Here is an 18,268-nt window from a genome sequence, read left to right on the forward strand (position 1 = left end):
GCGTTTTGCGATTTGGTGGAATCACCAAGAATCGCAAAGACGCGTCGAACCAAAGAGTTAGAGCAATGCAGCGTTTCCGTCTAAACGCGCTTTGCTCTAGGCTTCCCGATCTCCCACCTGCTTCTCAGCATCGTCGGCAGCGGCAAGCTCCCAGGCGCCCAGGTCGCCCGCGGCGAGGTCCTTCGTCTCGGCCGCATCGAGCTGCTGCACGAGACCCAACAGGATGCGCGAGGGCTGTGGCGGCTCCACCGGCCTGTCGGCCGAAAATCCGAAGCCGAACCGCCCGCCATCGAGATCCCCGATATCGAGCGTGAGGACGAGTGCCGAGCCCGCGTGGAGGATGGCGGAGGCATGGTCGACCACGAGCAGGCCAAGGGGGATGGCGCGATCCACCGGCAGCACCATCTCGGTCCGGCCGCGTAAGATCATGGCCTGCCCGGTACGGCACAGCAGTCTGCCGATCACCTGCGTGACATCACGCAGGAAGGCCTCGATCGCCACCGGATGCATCTCGCCCTCCGACAGGGCGCCGCGATAGGCCGCCGACAGCACGTGAACCCTGCATTCGGCCTCGCTCAAGGCCATGCGGGCATCGCCGGCATAGGCATTCTTGGAGAGGCCGATATAGCTCTGCACCACCTGAAGATTGTTCTTCACCCGGTGATGCAGCTCGCGGGTAAGGGCATGGTTGGCCGCAAGCGCCGTCTGCAGGCGGTGCTCGCGTGCTTCCTGCTCTTCGACCATGTCGTTGAAGGCCACCACCACATTGCGAATGTCCGACGGCATCTGGGCACTGAGCGGCACGCGTCCCCAGCCGGAATGACGCCTGGCCCGCGATGCGGCCTCGATGCCCTTGAGCCATTGCACCAGATGCCGCTTCATGACCCGGGCAAAGACAACCAGCAGCAACAGCAGCGCTGCGAGGGGCGCCAGCAGCAGGAAAAGGAATTGCGAGCGGGCGGCACGCAGATGGATGTCGCGGAAGCTGGCGACGATATAGAGATCGGGTGCAGCCGGCATGGCATAGTAGATCCGCGTCTGGCCGGCGCCGCTGACGGCGACCCAGCGCTGACGGGTCACGGGAAAGGTCCCCTTGGCCGGCAGCCAGCCATTGTCGCCCGCCGGGCGCCCCCGCGCGAACACGATGTCCTCATGCACGGTAATCAGGGCAGCGACGAAGTCACGCGCACCGTCACCGAGGTTGAAGACGCGATCGAGGGCCTGCGGAGCGACCACCAGCAGCGCCTGCCAGCCCGGCGCATCAGGTTTGCCCTCGCGCCGGGCATAGACGACGAGCCGGCGTTCGCCTCCGAGCACCACCGAATCATAGCGGCTGGCTACGGGCGACAACACGGCGCGAGGCTGGACCACCGGCTTGGCAGCCTGTGCCGCCAACTCGGCGGCAAGCGTGGACCGGTCCAGGCCGGATATGCCTGAAAACAGGCAGGCCGGGCTGCCATCGCCCTGGATCAGCAGGGCCTGGTAGCCGTCGAGCTGTCCGACATTGGCCTTGCCGACGGCCTCGCAGGAAGCGCCTGTCGTGACTTCGGCAGCCGAGATCATCAGCCCTCTGAGCACGCCGACATACCAGATGCCCATGCGCACGACGAAATTGCCGACGGTCTGTGCCTGGGATGTCTCGATCGTCTTGACGTCGTCGCGATAGGTCACCACCGCGATGATGCTGGTGATGGCGCCGACCGGTATGGCAACCATCAGGAAGAAGGTCAGTAGCTTGGCCTGGACCGTATCGAAGGCCAAGATCTTATTGAAGACCAGGACCCTATTGACGATATGGCGAAAGCGCGCCGTCACGAGGAAGGCTCGCGCCCGCCGGCCCGCAGTGCTGCCAGCATCTTGGCATCCGGCCCCGTTTCATCCGCATCGCTGGTCGAGAGCATCTCGGCCAGCCGCGACCTCGCCCGGTTGACACGGCTCTTGATGGTACCGAGCGCAACGCCGCAGATCTCCGCCGCCTCCTCATAGGAGATACCCGAAGCGCCCACCATGATCAGGGCCTCGCGCTGTTCCTCGGGTAGCTTGGCGAGGGCCGCCGTGAAATCGGCGATCGCCAGGTGCCCTTCCTGGTCGGCATGGACGGCCAGGCGCTCGGCATAGACCCCATCGCTGTCCTGCACCTCGCGCGAACGCTTGCGGTAGAGCGAGTAGTAGATGTTGCGCAGGATGGTGAACAACCAGGCTCGCATATTGGTGCCCGGCTCGAACTTGTCGGCATTGGCCCAGGCCTTGAGCAGCGTATCCTGCACCAGATCGTCCGCCAGGGTGATCGAACCCGACAGGGACGCGGCGAAGGCACGCAGACTCGGAATATGTGCGATGAGCCCGTCCTTGAAGCTATCGCCGCTCATCGTCCTTGCCCTCCCCGGCCTTCTTCTCCTGCTCTTCGAGCTCGGCCAGGAGTGTCAAAAACCTGTCGGGCACGGGAGCCCGGACGATCGATTCATAATGGGCCTGCAGGGAGCGAGCGACATAGTCGCGGATCTGCGGATCGAGCTTGCCGCCATCGGGGGGGCTCTGATCGGGCAGATCCTCGTCTGGCTTCTTATTCCTCGACATTGCTACTCCCGTGAAACGGCTTGGCACCGCCATTGCTTCCAGGCAGGTTCCTCTCGAGCAGGCCATGGACCCGCTCGAGAGGAATCTGCACGGCACCGAACATTTGCAGAGTTTTTGGTGGGGCCCGTCCACGGGCTCCACCGGGAAATTCTGCCTGGGCAAGGTGAAGGCCCGTCGCCGGCGAAGACACAATGCAATGCCAACCGGCGAAACGCATCCCATGCCGAATACGTTCCATCCTGTCGAAGAAATAAATTCATTGTCAGGAACTATTCGTCTGTGGTGCTCTTCCGATGCCGCATGAACGACCGATCTAAGCGTTTTGCGATGGGACGGGATCACCTGAGAATCGCAAGGACGCACTGGCCAATCCGTTGGATTGGCTTGGAAACAAAGAGTTAGAATAAAAGCGCTTTTCACCATGATGCGCTTTGCTCTGGGAGCATGTTCAATGTCGATCGCAGCCGAGATCGCGCCGCAACTGCCTTATCTGAGGCGTTTTTCCCGGGCCCTGAGCGGCAGCCAGGCCAGCGGCGACGCCTATGTGGTCGAGACGCTGGAAACCCTGGTTGCCGATCCCGGCTCCTTTCCGCGCGCCCTGCCGCCGCGCATCGCGCTCTATCAGGTATTCCTGAGACTGTGGTCTTCCCTGGCTTTGAACATGGAGCCGGCCAAGCAGGTCGAGGGCATTTCGCCGGAGCAACGCCTGGAACGCCTGGCCCCGCGCTCACGCCAGGCCTTCCTGCTGACCACGATGGAAGGCTTTTCCTCGGAAGAGGCAGCCATCATCATGCGCGTCGACGAGAAGGAAGTGATCACCCTTGTGGTCGAGGCGACCGAGGAGATCGCCCGCCAGATCGCCACCGAGATCCTGATCATCGAGGACGAGCCGATCATCGCGCTCGACCTGCAATCGATCGTGGAAGAACTTGGGCACAGCGTCGTCGGCATCGCCCGCACCCATGCCCAGGCGCTCGCCCAGGTGGCAGAACACGCCCCTGGCCTGATCCTCGCCGACATCCAGCTTGCCGATGGCAGCTCCGGCCTGAAAGCCGTGAACGAGATCCTGGCGAGTGTGGAACTGCCGGTGATCTTCATCACGGCCTATCCCGAAAGACTGCTGACCGGCCAGCAACCGGAACCGACCTTCCTGATCACCAAGCCCTTCCGGCCCGAAATCGTGAAGGCCACGATCAGCCAGGCGCTGTTCTTCGACAAACGGGCCAGCATCCGCCCGGCCTGAATCGCCTTCCCTGCGAGGGCCGAGGCCCCGCCCCGCGACGAGCAGCCCGATAAACACGGGCTTCTTCGGCAAACACAGGAAAAGGTGCACAGGAAACGGGTGGCTGGCACCCGGGCTGTCGGCTTTTCTCTCGGCGATCCTTTCCTTGCCGAGGCTTGTCATGAAGATGCCCGAAACAGATCGCCTGCCGCCGGCTTTCCGGCGCATCGGCTGGTCGAACCTCCTTGCCCAGCTCTCCGAGCAGATCGCCCTTGCCGCCGCGCCCCTCGCGGCCGTGATCCTGCTCGCCGCCGGCCCCGCCGAGACAGGCTGGCTCCAGACGGCCCAGACCCTGCCCTTTCTCCTGCTCTCCATCCCCGCCGGCCTGATCGCCGATCGGGCTTCGCGGCGAAAGCTGATGGTGGCATCGGAGGCGTTGCGTGCGCTCTCGCTTGCGCTCACCGTCCTGCTGCTCGGCCTCGGCCGGATGAGCCTGCCCCTGCTGGCCTTGCTCGGCTGCATCGGTGCGATCGGCACGGTGTGCTACAGCGTCGCCGCCCCGGCCCTGATCCCCACGCTTGTGCCGCGCGCCCGGCTTGCCGACGCCAATCGCTGGCTGGAATTGGCGCGCAGCGCCGCCTATGCCGGCGGCCCGGCCCTGGGCGGCGCCCTGGTCGGCTGGACCGGGGCACCCGTCGCCTATGTCCTCTCCGCCATCCTCTCGATCTGGGCGGTGTTCCTGCTTGCCGGCCTGCCGAAGGAAGAGATGGCGGCCGGTACCGGCCGCAGGCTCCTGCACGATCTCAAGGAGGGAGCCGCCTTCGTCATCCGCCACGACCTGCTGAGGCCGATCCTCCTGACCGCCGTCTTCTTCAATATTGGCTGGTTCTGCATCCAGGCCGTCTATGTCGCCTACGCCGTGCAGGTACTCGGACTGACGGCCTTGGAAGTCGGCATCACCCTCGGCATCTATGGGGCCGGCATGATTGCCGGCGCCGGCATCGCGCCGGCACTGGCGCGACGCGTCTCCTTCGGCACCATGATCGTGCTCGGGCCGTTCGGCGGCTTCTGCGCTGCGCTCCTCATGCTCGGGACGGTATGGTTCCCTTCGCCCATCCTGGCCGGATTCAGCTATTTCCTGTTCGGCGCCGGGCCGATCCTGTGGACGATCACCACCACGACGCTCCGGCAGGCTATCACACCCAACGCCATGCTGGGACGGGTCTCGGCCCTGGTCATGACCGCAACCTTCGGCGCAAGGCCGGTCGGAGCGGCGGCGGGCGCCTTCATCGCCGCTCACGCCGGCGCAGCAGCCTGCCTGGGCGCGGCCGCCATCGGCTTCCTGGTCCAGCTCCTGGTCATCCTGCTGTCCCGCGTGCCAAGGCTGCGTGCCCTGCCCGACATGGCCTGACTCTACCGGCCGTCAATTCGCGCGCTCAGCCAGACCGCGCACCTGGCTGACGAATTCGTCGGGATTGAAGGGCTTGCTGACCAGGAGGCAGTCGAAATAGAGCCGACGCCGCTCCGGCAGGCCAAAGCCGGAAACGAACATGATTTCCAGGCTCGGCCAGCGTTCCCTGGCCTTCAAGGCAAGATCATAGCCGCTCATCGGCCCGGGCATGCGGACATCGGTGATCAAGACCCGGGCATCCCCGTTCGAGGCCAGGATGTCGAGCGCAGCTTCGGCGCGACCGGCCTGCAGCACCCTGAAGCCGGCATCTTCGAGCAAATCGGCCGTGATCAGCCTGACATCCTTGTCGTCATCGACCAGCACCACGGTGACCGGAGGGGCACCGTCGACATCGTCGCCTCCTGATTCGGCGCCGGGACTGCCATGGACCGGCTTGCGTGGGCCGGTGCGATGTTCCGGCGCGTTGTGCATGGCTGGCTCGGCGAAGGCTTGCTGTTTCACGGCTCTTGTCCCCTCAGGCTCCGTCAGGACGTCCCGCAATGGATCGGCATCGCAAAGGCGTGTCGAAACAACGAGTTGAGGCAAACGAGCATTCAACTGGGAATGCTCGTTTGCTCTGGGGAACGAACGCCCGAAGCAGGCCTTTGTTCCGACTCAACCTGCGGGCAGCATCGACCGGACCTTGGCCTCGAATTCGCCGGTCTCGAAGGGCTTGACGACCACGTCCTGTCCTTCATCCATTTTGAGATCCTGCCGCTCGGCGGCTTCATAGCCGGTGAGGAAGAGCACCTTCAGCGCCGGCCTTGCCTCGCGTGCCAGCCGCGCCAGGTCCCAGCCGTTCATGCCCGGCAGCCCGATATCCGTGATCAGCAGATCGATGCTTTGCGTGCCCTCCAGCAGGGGAATGGCCGAATCGGCATCCTTGGCCTCGAGCGTGGCAAAGCCGAGATCGTTCAGGATGTCGACGACGAGCAGTTGGATGACTGCCTCGTCTTCGACGACGAGGATGGTTCTCTTGTCGTGATCGGCCATGCTTCGGATCTCGGACTCAAATCGAAATTGCTGCCGGAAACCGCTTCCGGAACTGAGAATCACTAGCTGCTGAAATGGGCGCCCCGGGGCGCTCGAACCACTATAGACGATCTGGCCGGGAAAACAGGAGCGCGCTCAATCGACGCGCTCGAACAGGACCAGCGAGCGGCCGGCAAGCGCATAGGCGTCACCGACGGCGATGTCGGCTTCGGGCAGGCCCGGATCGTCGGTGGCGACCAGGCGTTTCCAGGCCGAACCGTCATAGCAGGGAGGCATGGTGAAGCTCATCGTCTCGTGATGGGCATTGAGCAGGACGAGCAGCGTGGCGTCCGATCCGCGCTTGCGGATGCCGCTGGCCTGGGCCCGGCCGTCCAGCAACAGGCCGAAGCAGGCAGGTTCACCGATATCGTCCCAGTGCGACCGCGTCATTTCCTCGCCGCTGCGATGGATCCAGGTCGCCTCGCGCACGTCGATCGCCTCATTGATGCGCTCGCCGATCAGAAAGCGTGATCGCCGCAGAATGGGATATTTACGTCTGAGCGCCGTCAGCCTGCGGACGAAGTCGGTCAGCGCCTTGCCTTCTTCCGCCGCCTGCCAATCGAGCCAGCTGGTCTCGTTGTCCTGGCAGTAGGCATTGTTGTTGCCTTGCTGGCTGCGTCCGAACTCGTCGCCGGCCACGATCATCGGCGTCCCCTGGGAGAGCAGCAGCAACGCCAGGAAATTGCGCATCTGACGCTCGCGCAGATCCGTGACAGCAGCATCCTCGCTCGGCCCCTCGACACCGCAATTCCAGGAGCGGTTGTTGGAGCTACCGTCGCGATTATCCTCGCCATTGGCCTCGTTATGGCGGTCATTATAGGAAACCAGGTCGCGCAGCGTGAAACCGTCATGGGCGGTGACGAAATTGACCGAGGCCCAGGACTTGCGGCCACGATGGTCGAACTTGTCCGGCGAGCCGCACAGGCGCGGCGCCAGGGCCGCAGGCCGGGCCTGGCCCCGCCAGAAGTCGCGCGCCGTATCGCGATAGACGTCGTTCCACTCGGCCCAGCCCGGCGTGAAGCCGCCGACCTGGTAGCCGCCGAGCCCGACATCCCAGGGTTCGGCGATCAGCTTGACATTCTCCAGCACCGGATCCTGGCTGACAGCCTTGAGGAAGCCGCTATCGGGATTGAAGCCGTCGACCTCGCGGGCCAGCACGGTGCCGAGGTCGAAGCGGAAGCCGTCGACATGCATCTCGTTCACCCAATAGCGCAGGCTGTCCGTCACCATCTGGATCACACGCGGATGGCTGACATTGAGGGTGTTGCCGGTGCCGGTATCGTTGATGTAGTAGCGCGGCTTGTCGGGCAGCAGCCGGTAATAGGAGGCGTTGTCGATCCCCTTGAAGGACAGGGTCGGGCCGAGTTCGTTGCCCTCGGCGGTGTGGTTGTAGACGACGTCGAGGATGACCTCGAGGCCGGCATCGTGGAAACGCGCCACCATCTGCTTGAATTCGGCCAGCACGCCAGCGGGGTCGGCGGCATAACGCGGATCGGGCGCGAAAAAGCCGATGGAATTGTAGCCCCAGTAGTTCCTCAGGCCGCGCTGGAGCAGGTGATCGTCGTCGACGAAGGTATGGACCGGCAGGAGCTCGACGGTGGTGACACCGAGCGAGCGGATATGTTCGAGGGACTGGATCGAGGCGAGGCCGGCATAGGTGCCCTGCAAGGCCGGCGCGATCCCGGGGTGGCGCTTGGTGAAGCCCTTCACATGGGTCTCGTAGACGATGGTCTGATCCCAAGGCACCAGCGAGCGGTTGCCCGGCCAGTCGAAGCCCGAATCCACGACCATGCAGCGGGGCATGAAGGGGGCGCTGTCGCGCGTGTCGAAGCTGAGATCGTCCTCGCCGAGCGTATAGCCGAACAAGGCCGGATCCCATTTCAACGCACCGACATGGGCACGGGCATAGGGATCGAGCAGCAGCTTGTTGGGATTGAAGCGGTGACCGGCCTCGGGCTCGTAAGGGCCGTGCACGCGATAGCCATAGAGCATGCCGGGACTGACATCGGGCAGATAGCCGTGCCAGATCTCGTCGGTGAACTCAGGCAGTTCGATGCGCTCGAGCTCCTCGACGCCGCTCGGATCGAACAGGCAGACCTCGACCTTGGTGGCATTCGCCGAAAACAGCGCGAAATTGGTGCCGGCCCCATCCCAGATCGCACCGCGCGGATGGGGATGTCCTTCACGGATCCGCGTGCCGAAGAGCTGGGTCATGCCATCGTCTCCCGTTCGGCCGTCCTACGGACCTTCACCGCATCGAGCAGCGAGAGGGACCGCGCATCACGGCGGCACACTGCACTGCAACATGGAGCGATGCAAGCATTTGGGCTTCGTTGCAAATCCGGTTTCACATGAAACGCGCCAGGATCGGAAAAGTGCCGCACGCTTCGCGACACGCACCAGCCGGCCGTCACCCGGAGGCTCGACGAGCTGTTTCAACGCCGGGAACCCGGCCCGATCGCCTTCCATTTGATATAGGCCGGAACTCTCAGGCCTCCCATTGTGTTGGGCCTGACCGTGGCGTGCCGAAGAGGCACTCCCGATGAGAAGACAACGAATCCGGGCCACCAGCAGGGGCATGCATGCAAGATCAGACCAGTTCCCTTTCCGCCGACAAGCCCGCCGCGCCACCCGCTGCCCCTGTCGAGCTCGACGAGGGGCCCAGCGGCGTCTCGCCCCAGACGGCCATCCAGGCCTGCCTGCTCGTTCTGGCGAGCCTGACGATCGCCTATGTCGCAGCCGACATCATCCTGCCGCTGGTGCTCGCCTTCGTGCTGAAACTGCTGTTCCAGCCGATCATGCGCCAGCTCGAGCGGTTTCGCCTGCCGCGCAGCATCGCAGCCCTCCTGATGATCTTCGTCTTCTTCGGCCTGTTCGTGGGGCTGGGGGCCGCGGTCGCAGGTCCCGCCACCGAATGGGCCACCCGCCTGCCGGATGCCCTGCCGCGGCTTCAGCAGCGCCTTTCCTTCCTCAACCAGCCGATCCAGACCTTCCAGAGCTTCATGCAGCAGATCGGCGCCAGCGGGGGCGCGAATGTCGACATTCTCGGCGCGGCTTTCCGCGGCACGCAGCATTTCGCCAGCGGCTTCTTCGAAACGATCCTGATCCTGTACTTCCTGCTGGTGTCCGGCGACACCTTCCTGCGCCGGATGGTCGAAATCCTGCCCCGCTTCAGCGACAAGCGGCAGGTCGTGACGCTGTCGCAGCAGATCGAGGAAAACATCTCGATCTATCTGGCGACGATCACCGTGATGAACGGGCTGGTGGGGCTGGCGACCGGCCTGACCATGTGGGCCACCGGGCTCGGAGACCCGGTATTGTGGGCTGTCGTTGCCTTCGCCCTCAATTTCGTGCCGATCATAGGCCCCTTCTTCGGAGTTGCCCTGTTCGCCTTTGCCGGCCTGCTGCAGTTCGACACCATGCTGACAGCTTTCCTGCCGGCCGGCCTCTATCTGGTGATCCATCTGATCGAGGGCGAAATCGTCACGCCCATGCTGCTGGCCAAGCGCTTCACCCTCAACCCGGTGCTGATCATCCTGGCCCTGATCTTCTGGTTCTGGCTATGGGGCGCGCCAGGGGCCATCCTGGCGGTTCCGATGCTCGCCATCCTCAAGATCATCTGCGATGGGGTCGGGCCTCTCAACAATATCGGCCGTTTCCTGGAGGCATGAGGCGGCAATCCGGATTTTGCTGGGCGAGGTGCGGAATCGATGTGCCGATCTGGAGATCGGCACATCTGTCCCCCACCCTGCCACCGCTCAGCCCGGCAGCATGTCCTTCAGGCGCAGGCGGGCGATCTCGCCGATCTGCTTGACGGCCTCGGCGAATTCCTGGTTCCGGTCATGCTGCAGGCGCCGCTCGAAGGCGGCGACGATCTCGGCCTTGCTGCGTCCCTTGATCGCCATGATGAACAGGAAGCCGAACCGGGCCTTGTAGGCGTCATTGAGCTCGGTGAACTGCTTGAGCTCGGCGGGGGTGAGGCGGTCGAGGCCGGCGGAGGCCTGCTCGGCGGAGGATTCGGCAGTCAGCATCTTGGCCTGGGCCAGTTTGCCGGCCAGGTCGGGATGCGCCATGATCAAGGCGAGCCTGGCCTCGTCGGACGCCGAGACCAGCACCTTCATCATCGCCGCATGCAGGCCTTCGGCCGTGTCCTCGGCCGGCGTCAGGCCCTTGTCGTAGGCGCCTTCCGCCACCCAGGGCGAATGCTCGAACACGCCGCCGAAGCGCTCGACGAACAGAGCGCGGTTGAGGCGCGTCGGCACATAGCCGCCTTCCGGCGGGTGCTGACGGATCCAGTGACGGGCGATGTCGAGGCGGGTGGCGAACCAGACATCGGCATGGCTGCGGGCATAATCGAGGAAGCGCGCGAGCGCAGCGGCGCGGCCGGGGCGGCCGACCAGGCGGCAATGCAGGCCGATGGACATCATGGCCGGCTGCTCGGCGCCCTCGGCATAGAGCGTGTCGAAGCTGTCCTTGAGATAGGCGAAGAACTGGTCGCCGCTGTTGAAGCCCTGGGGCGTGGCGAAGCGCATGTCGTTGGCATCGAGCGTATAGGGCACGATCAGCTGCGGGCCGCGCGGCCCCTCGACCCAGTAGGGCAGTTCGTCGGCATAGGAATCGGCCGAATAGAGGAAGCCGCCCTCCTCCATGGTCAATTGCAGCGTCCGGGCCGAGGTGCGGCCCTGATAGAAGCCGAGCGGCCTGGAACCGGTGAGCTCGGTGTGGACGCGGATGGCCTCCTCGATATGCTCGCGCTCGCCTTCCTTGGTATAGTCGCGGTAGTCGATCCATTTCAGGCCGTGGCTGGCGATTTCCCAGCCGGCCTCGACCATGGCGGCCACGGCCCCGCGATTGCGCTGCATGGCACTGGCGATACCGAAGACGGTGACCGGGATCTGGCGCTCGGTGAACATCCGGTGCAGGCGCCAGAAGCCGACGCGCGAGCCATATTCGTAGATCGATTCCATGTTCATGTGGCGCTGGCCCGGCCAGGGCTGGGCGCCCACGATCTCGGACAGGAAGGCCTCCGAGGCCGCATCACCATGCAGGATGCAGTTCTCGCCGCCCTCCTCGTAATTCACCACGAATTGCAGGCAGACCCTCGCCTTGCCGGGCCAGGCCGCGTGGGGCGGCTTGCCGGCATAGCCGATGAGGTCGCGATCATAGGTTTCTTGCGTCGTTACGGTCATCACTCACGAGCCCCGATAGGTCGAATAGCTGAAGGGCGAGCAGACCAGCGGCACATGGTAGTGGCCATCCTTGTCCGCCAGCGTCACGCGCAAAGGCACGACATCGAGGAATTCGCCGGCCCCGATGGCGCCGAGACCGCGGAAATAGGCGCCGATGTGGAAGATGAGCTCATAGACGCCCGGCACGAAGGCATCGCCCGCCATCAAAGGCTGGTCGGTGCGGCCATCCTGGTTCGTCGTCGTGGTCGTCACGCTGACACGCCCACCCGCTGCATCCAGCCGCTGGAGTTCGATGATCACGCCCTGCGCGGGCTTGCCCCTGGAGACGTCGAGCACATGCGTGGAGAGCCTTCCCATGTCGTCCTCACCCGATCCTGTCTTGGGTGGCTTCGAGCACACCCTTGCGATCCGCCCGGACCGCGAAATGTTTTCGCTGGCACGGCCCATCAGGCCGCACTCCAGACCATAGCGACTTTGCCGCCCGGCATTTCCAAATATTTTGTGAAGATGTTTCGATAAAGAATACTCTTCTGCTGCAGGCCGTCCTGAGGCTTGATGGAGCGTGTCAGGCTTCATTTTCCTGCAAGGATGACAGGCCGGACGGCAAGGGCCCCAGCCGGGCGAGCTCGGTCGCGAGATAGCGTCGGCCACGCTCGACCAGCAGGTCGGCGAAAGCCTTCACCTTGAGGGGCACCAGATTTCGCGTCGGATAGAGCACGGCCAGCGTGGCAGGCGGTGGCGGATTGGCGGTCAGAACAGGAACCAGACGACCTTGGGCAAGCGCATCGGCAATTTCGTAGACCGGCTTGAGCACGATGCCGCGCCCGTCAAGCGCCCAGGCGGTGAGCACGTCGCCGTCGTCGGCGTCGAGCGAGCCCTTGATCGGAACGCTGATTTCGTCGCCATCCTGGCTGAGGGACCAGCGGAATTCGCGCGAGCCGGGAAAGCGCAGGAGCAGGCATTGGTGGCGCGCCAGGTCGGCCGGCGTCATCGGCATGCCGGCGCGTTCGACATAGGTTGGGGAGGCACAAAGGACACGCTCGGCGTCGGCGATCTTGCGCATGATCATCGACGAGTCAGCATAGGTGACGAATTGCAAAGCGAGGTCGCAGGATTCGGCGATGATGTCGAGGCGACGCTCGGACAGACGCAATTGCACGTCGATCTGGGGATGGGTATCGCGATAGGCCGCGGCGGTCGGGCCGACGAGGCGCCGACCCAGGCCGAGCGGCGCAGCGACCCGGATCGAACCCAGCGGCATGGCGCCGAGTTCGCCGATATTGGCCTCGGCCATGTCGATGGTGTGCAGGGCGTCGATGACATGGTCATAGAAGATCCGGCCCTGTTCGGTCAGGCCCATATTGCGGGTCGTGCGATTGAACAGCCGGCAGCCGAGGTGGTTTTCCAGCGCCTGGATGCGCTGGCTGATCACATTGGCGGAAACCCGCATGCGGCGACCGGCTTCGGAGAAGCTGCCTGCTTCGACGGCGCGGGCGAAGGAACGGAAATTTTCAAGCATGGCGGGCGGTTCCGTAGGACAGATCGGCGGCGACTGCTGTTCGTTGATCGAAACGGATGCAGCGCCCGGCCAAAGACTGCTTGTGCTTGATCATGCTCCCCCTCGTTCTGCCTGCGGCCGGAGCCGACTCTTCGTTCTCGACCTCATTCGATGAATAGAATGCGGATCGAGGACACTCAAACTGGCGAGACTCTTGCTTGTCAGCCCTTCGGGCCGGCGGTTCTTGCCGTGACTGTAGGAAATAATCATGCCTTGTGTAAGCCGGTCGTAAAGTGCCGCTTTCCAGGCAGGGAAGGAAATGGGAGGAAATAACCTATGCTGATGACCCTGTACGAATGGGGCAGTCTGATGTTGCGCTGGGCCCATGTCATCACCGGCATCGCCTGGATCGGCTCCTCGTTCTACTTCATGCATCTGGACGCAAGCATGCGCCCCACCCCGAAGATCCCCGCGGGTCAAGGCGGCGAGGCCTGGGAAGTCCATGGCGGCGGCTTCTACCAGGTGCAGAAATATCTGGTGGCGCCTGACTTCCTGCCCGAGCACCTGACCTGGCACAAATGGCAGTCTTACTCGACCTGGCTGACCGGCTTCTGCCTGTTGCTGTGGGTCTATTACGCCCAATCCAGCCTGCTCCTGATCGATCCCAGCGTGCGGGTATTGTCGCCGGCCGTGGCCCTGGTGGTCGGCATTGGCGGCCTCGCCGCCGGCTGGCTGGTCTACGATTTCCTGTGCAAATCCCCGATCGGCAAGAACGAGACGCTGCTTGCCGGCATCGGCCTGGTGTTCGTGGTGTTCATGGCCTGGTTCTTCCAGCAGATGTTCTCGGCCCGCGGCGCCTTCATCCATACCGGCGCGCTGATGGCGACGATGATGTCGGCCAATGTGTTCTTCATCATCATCCCCAACCAGCACAAGGTGATTGCCGCGCTCAAGGCCGGGCAGGTGCCCGATCCGGCGCTCGGCAAGGCGGCCAAGCAGCGTTCCTCGCACAACAACTACCTGACGCTGCCCGTGCTGTTCCTGATGCTGTCCAACCACTATCCGCTGACCTATTCCAGCCCCTACGCCTTCCTGGTGGTCGGCCTGATCCTGGTCGCCGGCGCGCTGATCCGCGTGTTCTACAACGAACGCCATGCCGGTCGCGGCGACAAATGGTGGACCTGGGCGCTTGCGGCCATCCTGATCTTCGGCGCCATCTGGATCAGCGCCTTCCGCTCGCCGGCCTTCCGCGATGCCTTCGACCTCGGCGCCATCGAGGCGCCGGCGGCAACCGAAACTGCGCTCGCCGCCACCGTGCCGGGGCCGGTGCACGATATCATCACCAGCCGCTGCTCGATGTGCCATGCCGAGACGCCGGTCTATCAGGGCATCAACATGCCGCCCAAGGGCGTGCTCCTGGATTCGCCCACCAATATTGCCCGCAACGAGCATGAAGTCTTCGTGCAATCGGTGATGACGCATGCCATGCCGCCGAACAACGTGACCGAAATGACCCTGGACGAACGCCGCGTGCTGCGCGACTGGGTGCTCAAGAGCGAGAAGGCGGCAGCGCAGGCCACGCCGGTCGACGCCGGCAAGTCCGCCGAAGCCAAAGCTGTTGAAGCCAAGTCTGCAGCAACGGGTTCCGCCGTCCAGCTCGCCGTCCGCTGAACCCGTCTCGGCGCCAGTTTCCCTCCTATTTCCCTCGACACGTGCAATGGCCCCGCTTGCGGGGCCTTTTTTTGTCTTGGGCCAATGTCCTATCGCCGAGCCACCAAGCATTCGGTCGGCGTGCCCGTCCGTTTCGGCGACGGGTTGATCGAAGCAGGGCGGGCAAAGGCGGGAACCGCCTTTCTCGCCAGAGGCTGCCGCATGCCCACGTCCCGTGGTTCGCGAAAGGCGCGCGAGGTTTCGTCCCTGGCTTCGGCTGCCGCATATCGCAGCATGGGCGGATAGGGCGCCGGCCACCCTCCCCGACGTCAGGGAGGGTGGCCGGGCACAGCGAGGTCGGGTGGAGTTGAGGTTGAGGTTGAGGTCGAGTGGCGCGATCTTGCCATCCTCCGACCTGTTGGCGCCACTCTCCCCCTTCCGTCGCCGCTGCGCGGTGACAGCTTCCACGACGTCGGGGAAGGATTCCTGCGCTCCATATTGAAATTGCCAGACGGGTGGATCAGACAGCCGAAGCCGGCAAGGGATATCCGCGCCATTTCCGGCATACGACGCGGAAAAGAAACACCGCACTATCGGGAAGCGCGCCGACGCCGGCACTTCGCAGGAAAAGGCAGGTGCGCTGCGTCCTGTATCGGCGAGAGAGAATCCCGCCCCGCGGCCGCTATACCGTGGCGCGGCCCCTGCCGAAAACGGCGAAACGGGACGGAGAGCACCACGAGTCCAAAGAGCCTCCCGCTGGCGGGGGAGGCTCCTTCGGCATGTTCCGGCATGAGATAGAGCCGCGTCAGTGCACCTTTGTCGGCGGAACAGGCCGCCAGCTCGTCGAGCGGGACCATGGCACGGTCTCCACCGGAGATAGCTGGTGTCGCGAGGGCTAGTCTCATCACAGCTTCATTCCCTCGGACAACACGAGAACAGCCCTGAAATCATTGACATTGGTCAAGGTCGGACCGGTGACGATCTGGTCGCCAAGGGCCTGAAACAGGGTATGGGCATCGTTGTTGTCGAGGCTGGCGATCGGATCGAGTCCGGCGGCGCGGGCGCGTGCAAGACTCGTGGGGCCGATCACCGCACCGGCCACTTCCTCGGCGCCATCGACGCCGTCGGTATCGCCGGCCAGGGCATGGATGCCGCACTGTCCGCCGAGCTTGACGGCGAGCGAGAGCAGATATTCGACATTGCGGCCGCCCCGGCCCGTGCCGCGCACGGTAACCGTGGTCTCGCCGCCCGAAATCAGCACGCAGGGTGCGGCGGCGGGCTGGCCGTGCTGGGCGACCTGGCGGGCGATGCCGGCCATGACGATGCCGACATCACGGGCTTCCCCCTCCAGGGAATCGCCCAGAATGATCGGCGCGATACCGGCCTTGCGAGCAACCGCCGCCGCGGCGAGCAGCGACTGCTGGGGCGAAGCGATCAGATGAGTCTCGCAGTGTGCCAGGCGCGGATCCCCGGGCTTGGGCGTCTCCTCCAGTGCTGCCTCGAGATGGGCGATCACGGGGGCTGGCCCGTCTATGCCATAGCGGGCGAGGATGGCGCGGGCATCGGCAAAGCTGGTGGGATCGGCCACGGTGGGGCCGGAGGCGATGGCGGCGAGATCGTCGCCGGGTACGTCGGAAATCACCAGGCTGACGACGCGGGCCGGAAAAGCGGCGGCGGCCAACCGCCCGCCCTTGATGGCGGACAAATGCTTGCGCACGCAGTTCATCTCGTCGATCGGTGCGCCCGATTTGAGCAGCGCCTTGTTGATCGCCTGCTTGTCGGAAAGCAGCAGCCCATCGGCCGGGAGGCTGAGCAGGGCCGAGCCGCCGCCCGAGATCAGGGCGATGACGAGATCGTCTTCCCCGGCCCCTTCCACCAGGGCCAGCATGCGCGCGGCGGCCTTGACGCCGTTGAGATCCGGCACGGGATGAGCGGCTTCGATCACCGTGATGCGCTGGCAAGGCACGGCATGGCCGTAGCGCGTCACCACCACGCCCTGAAGCGGCCCGTCCCAGGTGTCTTCCAGGGCCTTGGCCATGGCGGCTGCAGCCTTGCCGGCGCCGACGACGATGGTCCGCCCCTTCGGCGGCCGCGGCAGGAAGGCCGGCATGCAGGCAGAAGGCGTCGCCGCCGCCACTGCCGCCTCGAACATCGATGTCAACAATGCCCGCTCCGACATGGCGAACCTTTCAGAGGAAGAAACGCTTATGCGAATTATTATGTGTGTCGCGCCGCCCCTCACCCTGTCCCCAGTCCACTCCGAGCGGGGACAGGGCGCGGGACAACGCTACGGCCGGTCGAAAGCCGGCGCGTGCTGGCGTCAACCCTTGACCGGCGCGCCGATCTCGTAATTGGCCATGATCTCCAGGGCTCGGACCAAGCCGGAATGGTCCCAGGCCGCGCCGCCATGCGAGACGCAGGCATTGAACAGTTCCTGTGCCGTGGCGGTGTTGGGCAGGGAAAGGCCGAGCTGGCGGGCCGTAGTGAGGGCGAGGTTGAGGTCCTTCTGGTGCAGGGCGATGCGGAAACCCGGGTCGAAGGTCCGCTTGACCATGCGGTCGCCATGCACTTCCAGGATGCGCGAGGCGGCGAAGCCGCCCATCAGGGCCTCGCGCACCTTGGCCGGATCGGCGCCGGCGCGGGAGGCGAACAGCAGGGCTTCGCCGACGGCCTCGATGTTGAGGGCGACGATGATCTGGTTGGCGACCTTGGTGGTCTGGCCATCGCCATTGCCGCCGACCAGCGTGATGTTCTTGCCCATTGTCTCGAACAGTGGCCTGGCGCGCTCGAAGGCGGCTTCCGGTCCGCCGACCATGATGGTGAGGGAGGCGGCCTTGGCGCCGACCTCGCCGCCCGAGACCGGCGCGTCGAGATAGTCGCAGCCGAGCTCGTTGATGCGCTTGGCGAATTTCTTGGTCTCAACGGGCGAGATCGAGCTCATGTCGATGACGAGCTTGCCGGCAGAGAGGCCTTCGGCGACGCCATTCTTGCCGAACAGCACGGTTTCCACGTCCGGGGTGTCGGGCACCATGGTGATGATGATGTCGGCCTTGCGGGCAACGTCGGCTGCGGTCGGCTCGGCCTTGCCGCCGGCCTTGACGAGTTCCTCGGGCACATTGCCGAGCGTGGTGAGGAAGAGCGTGTGACCGGCCGCGATCAGGTGCCCCGCCATCGGGGAACCCATGATGCCCAGTCCGACAAAGCCGATATTCATGGTGAAGATCCTTGTTCTAGAAGCGCAAACGCCGGGGCTATTCGCCTTCTCCCCTTGTGGGAGAAGGTGGCGCGAAGCGCCGGATGAGGGGTGGAGACGCCAGGCTTTGAGAGGTCTGCAAGACCCCTCATCCCCCTGCCGGGCCCCCTAGCGGTTCCGCAGGAACTGCGGAGTCCCGCAAGGGGAGAAAGGGTTCTGTTGGGTGGGCTCAGCGAGCCTGCCTGAACCAGCCCAGGCCCGCCTCGGTCTCGCCCTTGGGCTTGTATTCGCAGCCGATCCAGCCGGCATAGCCGAGCTGGTCGAGCCACTGGTAGAGGAAGGGGTAGGCGATCTCGCCAGTGCCCGGCTCGTTGCGGCCGGGATTGTCGGCCAGCTGTACGTGCCAGATCTGCGGCAGGTGCTTCTCGATGGTCCGGGCGAGGTCCCCTTCCATGAT

16 protein-coding genes are annotated in these 18,268 nt (G+C 64.6%); 4 read left to right on the plus strand and 12 right to left on the minus strand.

Features of this window, described 5'->3' with window-relative positions:
• Positions 1 to 96 precede the first annotated feature (96 nt).
• The 3 genes from BA190_RS21560 to BA190_RS21570 are packed head-to-tail and all read right to left on the minus strand — an operon-like array spanning position 97 to position 2,577.
• Positions 97 to 1,761, minus strand: a complete 1,665-nt coding sequence (locus tag BA190_RS21560) for a sensor histidine kinase (RefSeq protein WP_156771642.1) — start codon at positions 1,759 to 1,761, stop codon at positions 97 to 99.
• A gap of 50 nt (positions 1,762 to 1,811) precedes the next feature.
• Positions 1,812 to 2,369 (minus strand): sigma-70 family RNA polymerase sigma factor, encoded by a 558-nt coding sequence (locus BA190_RS21565; protein WP_068292008.1) that lies wholly within the window; start codon positions 2,367 to 2,369, stop codon positions 1,812 to 1,814.
• Positions 2,356 to 2,577 carry a NepR family anti-sigma factor gene (locus BA190_RS21570; RefSeq protein ID WP_068292011.1) on the minus strand — a complete coding sequence of 74 codons (222 nt, stop codon included), beginning with the start codon at positions 2,575 to 2,577 and terminating at the stop codon, positions 2,356 to 2,358. The genes BA190_RS21565 and BA190_RS21570 overlap by 14 nt, the downstream gene beginning before the upstream one ends.
• Before the next feature lie 451 nt (positions 2,578 to 3,028).
• Between BA190_RS21570 and BA190_RS21575 the strand changes: the two genes are divergently transcribed.
• Positions 3,029 to 3,820: a response regulator gene (locus BA190_RS21575; protein WP_068292014.1), complete on the plus strand. Its 792-nt coding sequence runs from the start codon at positions 3,029 to 3,031 to the stop codon at positions 3,818 to 3,820.
• Positions 3,821 to 3,980: 160 nt separating this feature from the next.
• The gene (locus BA190_RS21580; protein WP_245314894.1) at positions 3,981 to 5,210 is read left to right on the plus strand and encodes an MFS transporter; all 1,230 of its coding nucleotides are present in this window, start codon (positions 3,981 to 3,983) and stop codon (positions 5,208 to 5,210) included.
• Positions 5,211 to 5,222: 12 nt separating this feature from the next.
• On the opposite strand, the gene BA190_RS21585 is transcribed toward BA190_RS21580, so the two are convergent.
• From BA190_RS21585 to glgX, 3 genes are all read right to left on the minus strand, one after another.
• Positions 5,223 to 5,711, minus strand: a complete 489-nt coding sequence (locus BA190_RS21585; protein ID WP_156771643.1) for a response regulator — start codon at positions 5,709 to 5,711, stop codon at positions 5,223 to 5,225.
• A gap of 153 nt (positions 5,712 to 5,864) precedes the next feature.
• Complete coding sequence (locus tag BA190_RS21590; protein ID WP_068292017.1) at positions 5,865 to 6,242, minus strand: response regulator; 378 nt, start codon at positions 6,240 to 6,242, stop codon at positions 5,865 to 5,867.
• 135 nt (positions 6,243 to 6,377) lie between these two features.
• Entirely contained in the window at positions 6,378 to 8,495 is a 2,118-nt protein-coding gene (glgX, locus tag BA190_RS21595) for a glycogen debranching protein GlgX (RefSeq protein WP_068292020.1), read from the minus strand.
• Between the two features lie 368 nt (positions 8,496 to 8,863).
• Here glgX and BA190_RS21600 point away from each other — a divergent pair, with 368 nt between their 5' ends.
• Positions 8,864 to 9,952 carry an AI-2E family transporter gene (locus BA190_RS21600; RefSeq protein ID WP_068292023.1) on the plus strand — a complete coding sequence of 363 codons (1,089 nt, stop codon included), beginning with the start codon at positions 8,864 to 8,866 and terminating at the stop codon, positions 9,950 to 9,952.
• A gap of 87 nt (positions 9,953 to 10,039) precedes the next feature.
• Here BA190_RS21600 and puuE read toward each other — a convergent pair whose 3' ends face one another.
• The 3 genes from puuE to BA190_RS21615 all read right to left on the minus strand — a co-directional run bounded on the left by puuE (position 10,040) and on the right by BA190_RS21615 (position 12,989).
• Entirely contained in the window at positions 10,040 to 11,470 is a 1,431-nt protein-coding gene (gene puuE / locus BA190_RS21605; protein WP_068292026.1) for an allantoinase PuuE, read from the minus strand.
• 3 nt (positions 11,471 to 11,473) lie between these two features.
• Entirely contained in the window at positions 11,474 to 11,827 is a 354-nt protein-coding gene (gene uraH, locus BA190_RS21610) for a hydroxyisourate hydrolase (protein ID WP_068292029.1), read from the minus strand.
• Positions 11,828 to 12,035: 208 nt separating this feature from the next.
• Entirely contained in the window at positions 12,036 to 12,989 is a 954-nt protein-coding gene (locus BA190_RS21615) for a LysR family transcriptional regulator (RefSeq protein WP_068292032.1), read from the minus strand.
• 315 nt (positions 12,990 to 13,304) lie between these two features.
• Here BA190_RS21615 and BA190_RS21620 point away from each other — a divergent pair, with 315 nt between their 5' ends.
• Positions 13,305 to 14,639, plus strand: a complete 1,335-nt coding sequence (locus tag BA190_RS21620) for a urate hydroxylase PuuD (protein WP_068292035.1) — start codon at positions 13,305 to 13,307, stop codon at positions 14,637 to 14,639.
• Positions 14,640 to 15,522: 883 nt separating this feature from the next.
• Here BA190_RS21620 and BA190_RS21625 read toward each other — a convergent pair.
• From BA190_RS21625 to BA190_RS21635, 3 genes are all read right to left on the minus strand, one after another.
• Positions 15,523 to 16,770: a glycerate kinase gene (locus tag BA190_RS21625; protein ID WP_371260369.1), complete on the minus strand. Its 1,248-nt coding sequence runs from the start codon at positions 16,768 to 16,770 to the stop codon at positions 15,523 to 15,525.
• A 168-nt stretch (positions 16,771 to 16,938) separates the two neighbouring features.
• Positions 16,939 to 17,832, minus strand: a complete 894-nt coding sequence (glxR, locus tag BA190_RS21630; RefSeq protein WP_068292041.1) for a 2-hydroxy-3-oxopropionate reductase — start codon at positions 17,830 to 17,832, stop codon at positions 16,939 to 16,941.
• A gap of 208 nt (positions 17,833 to 18,040) precedes the next feature.
• A partial coding sequence (locus tag BA190_RS21635; RefSeq protein ID WP_245314896.1) for a TIM barrel protein occupies positions 18,041 to 18,268 on the minus strand: 228 nt, incomplete at its 5' end.

Source organism: Labrys sp. WJW, assembly GCF_001676615.1.
In the GTDB taxonomy this organism is placed as follows: domain Bacteria; phylum Pseudomonadota; class Alphaproteobacteria; order Rhizobiales; family Labraceae; genus Labrys; species Labrys sedimenti.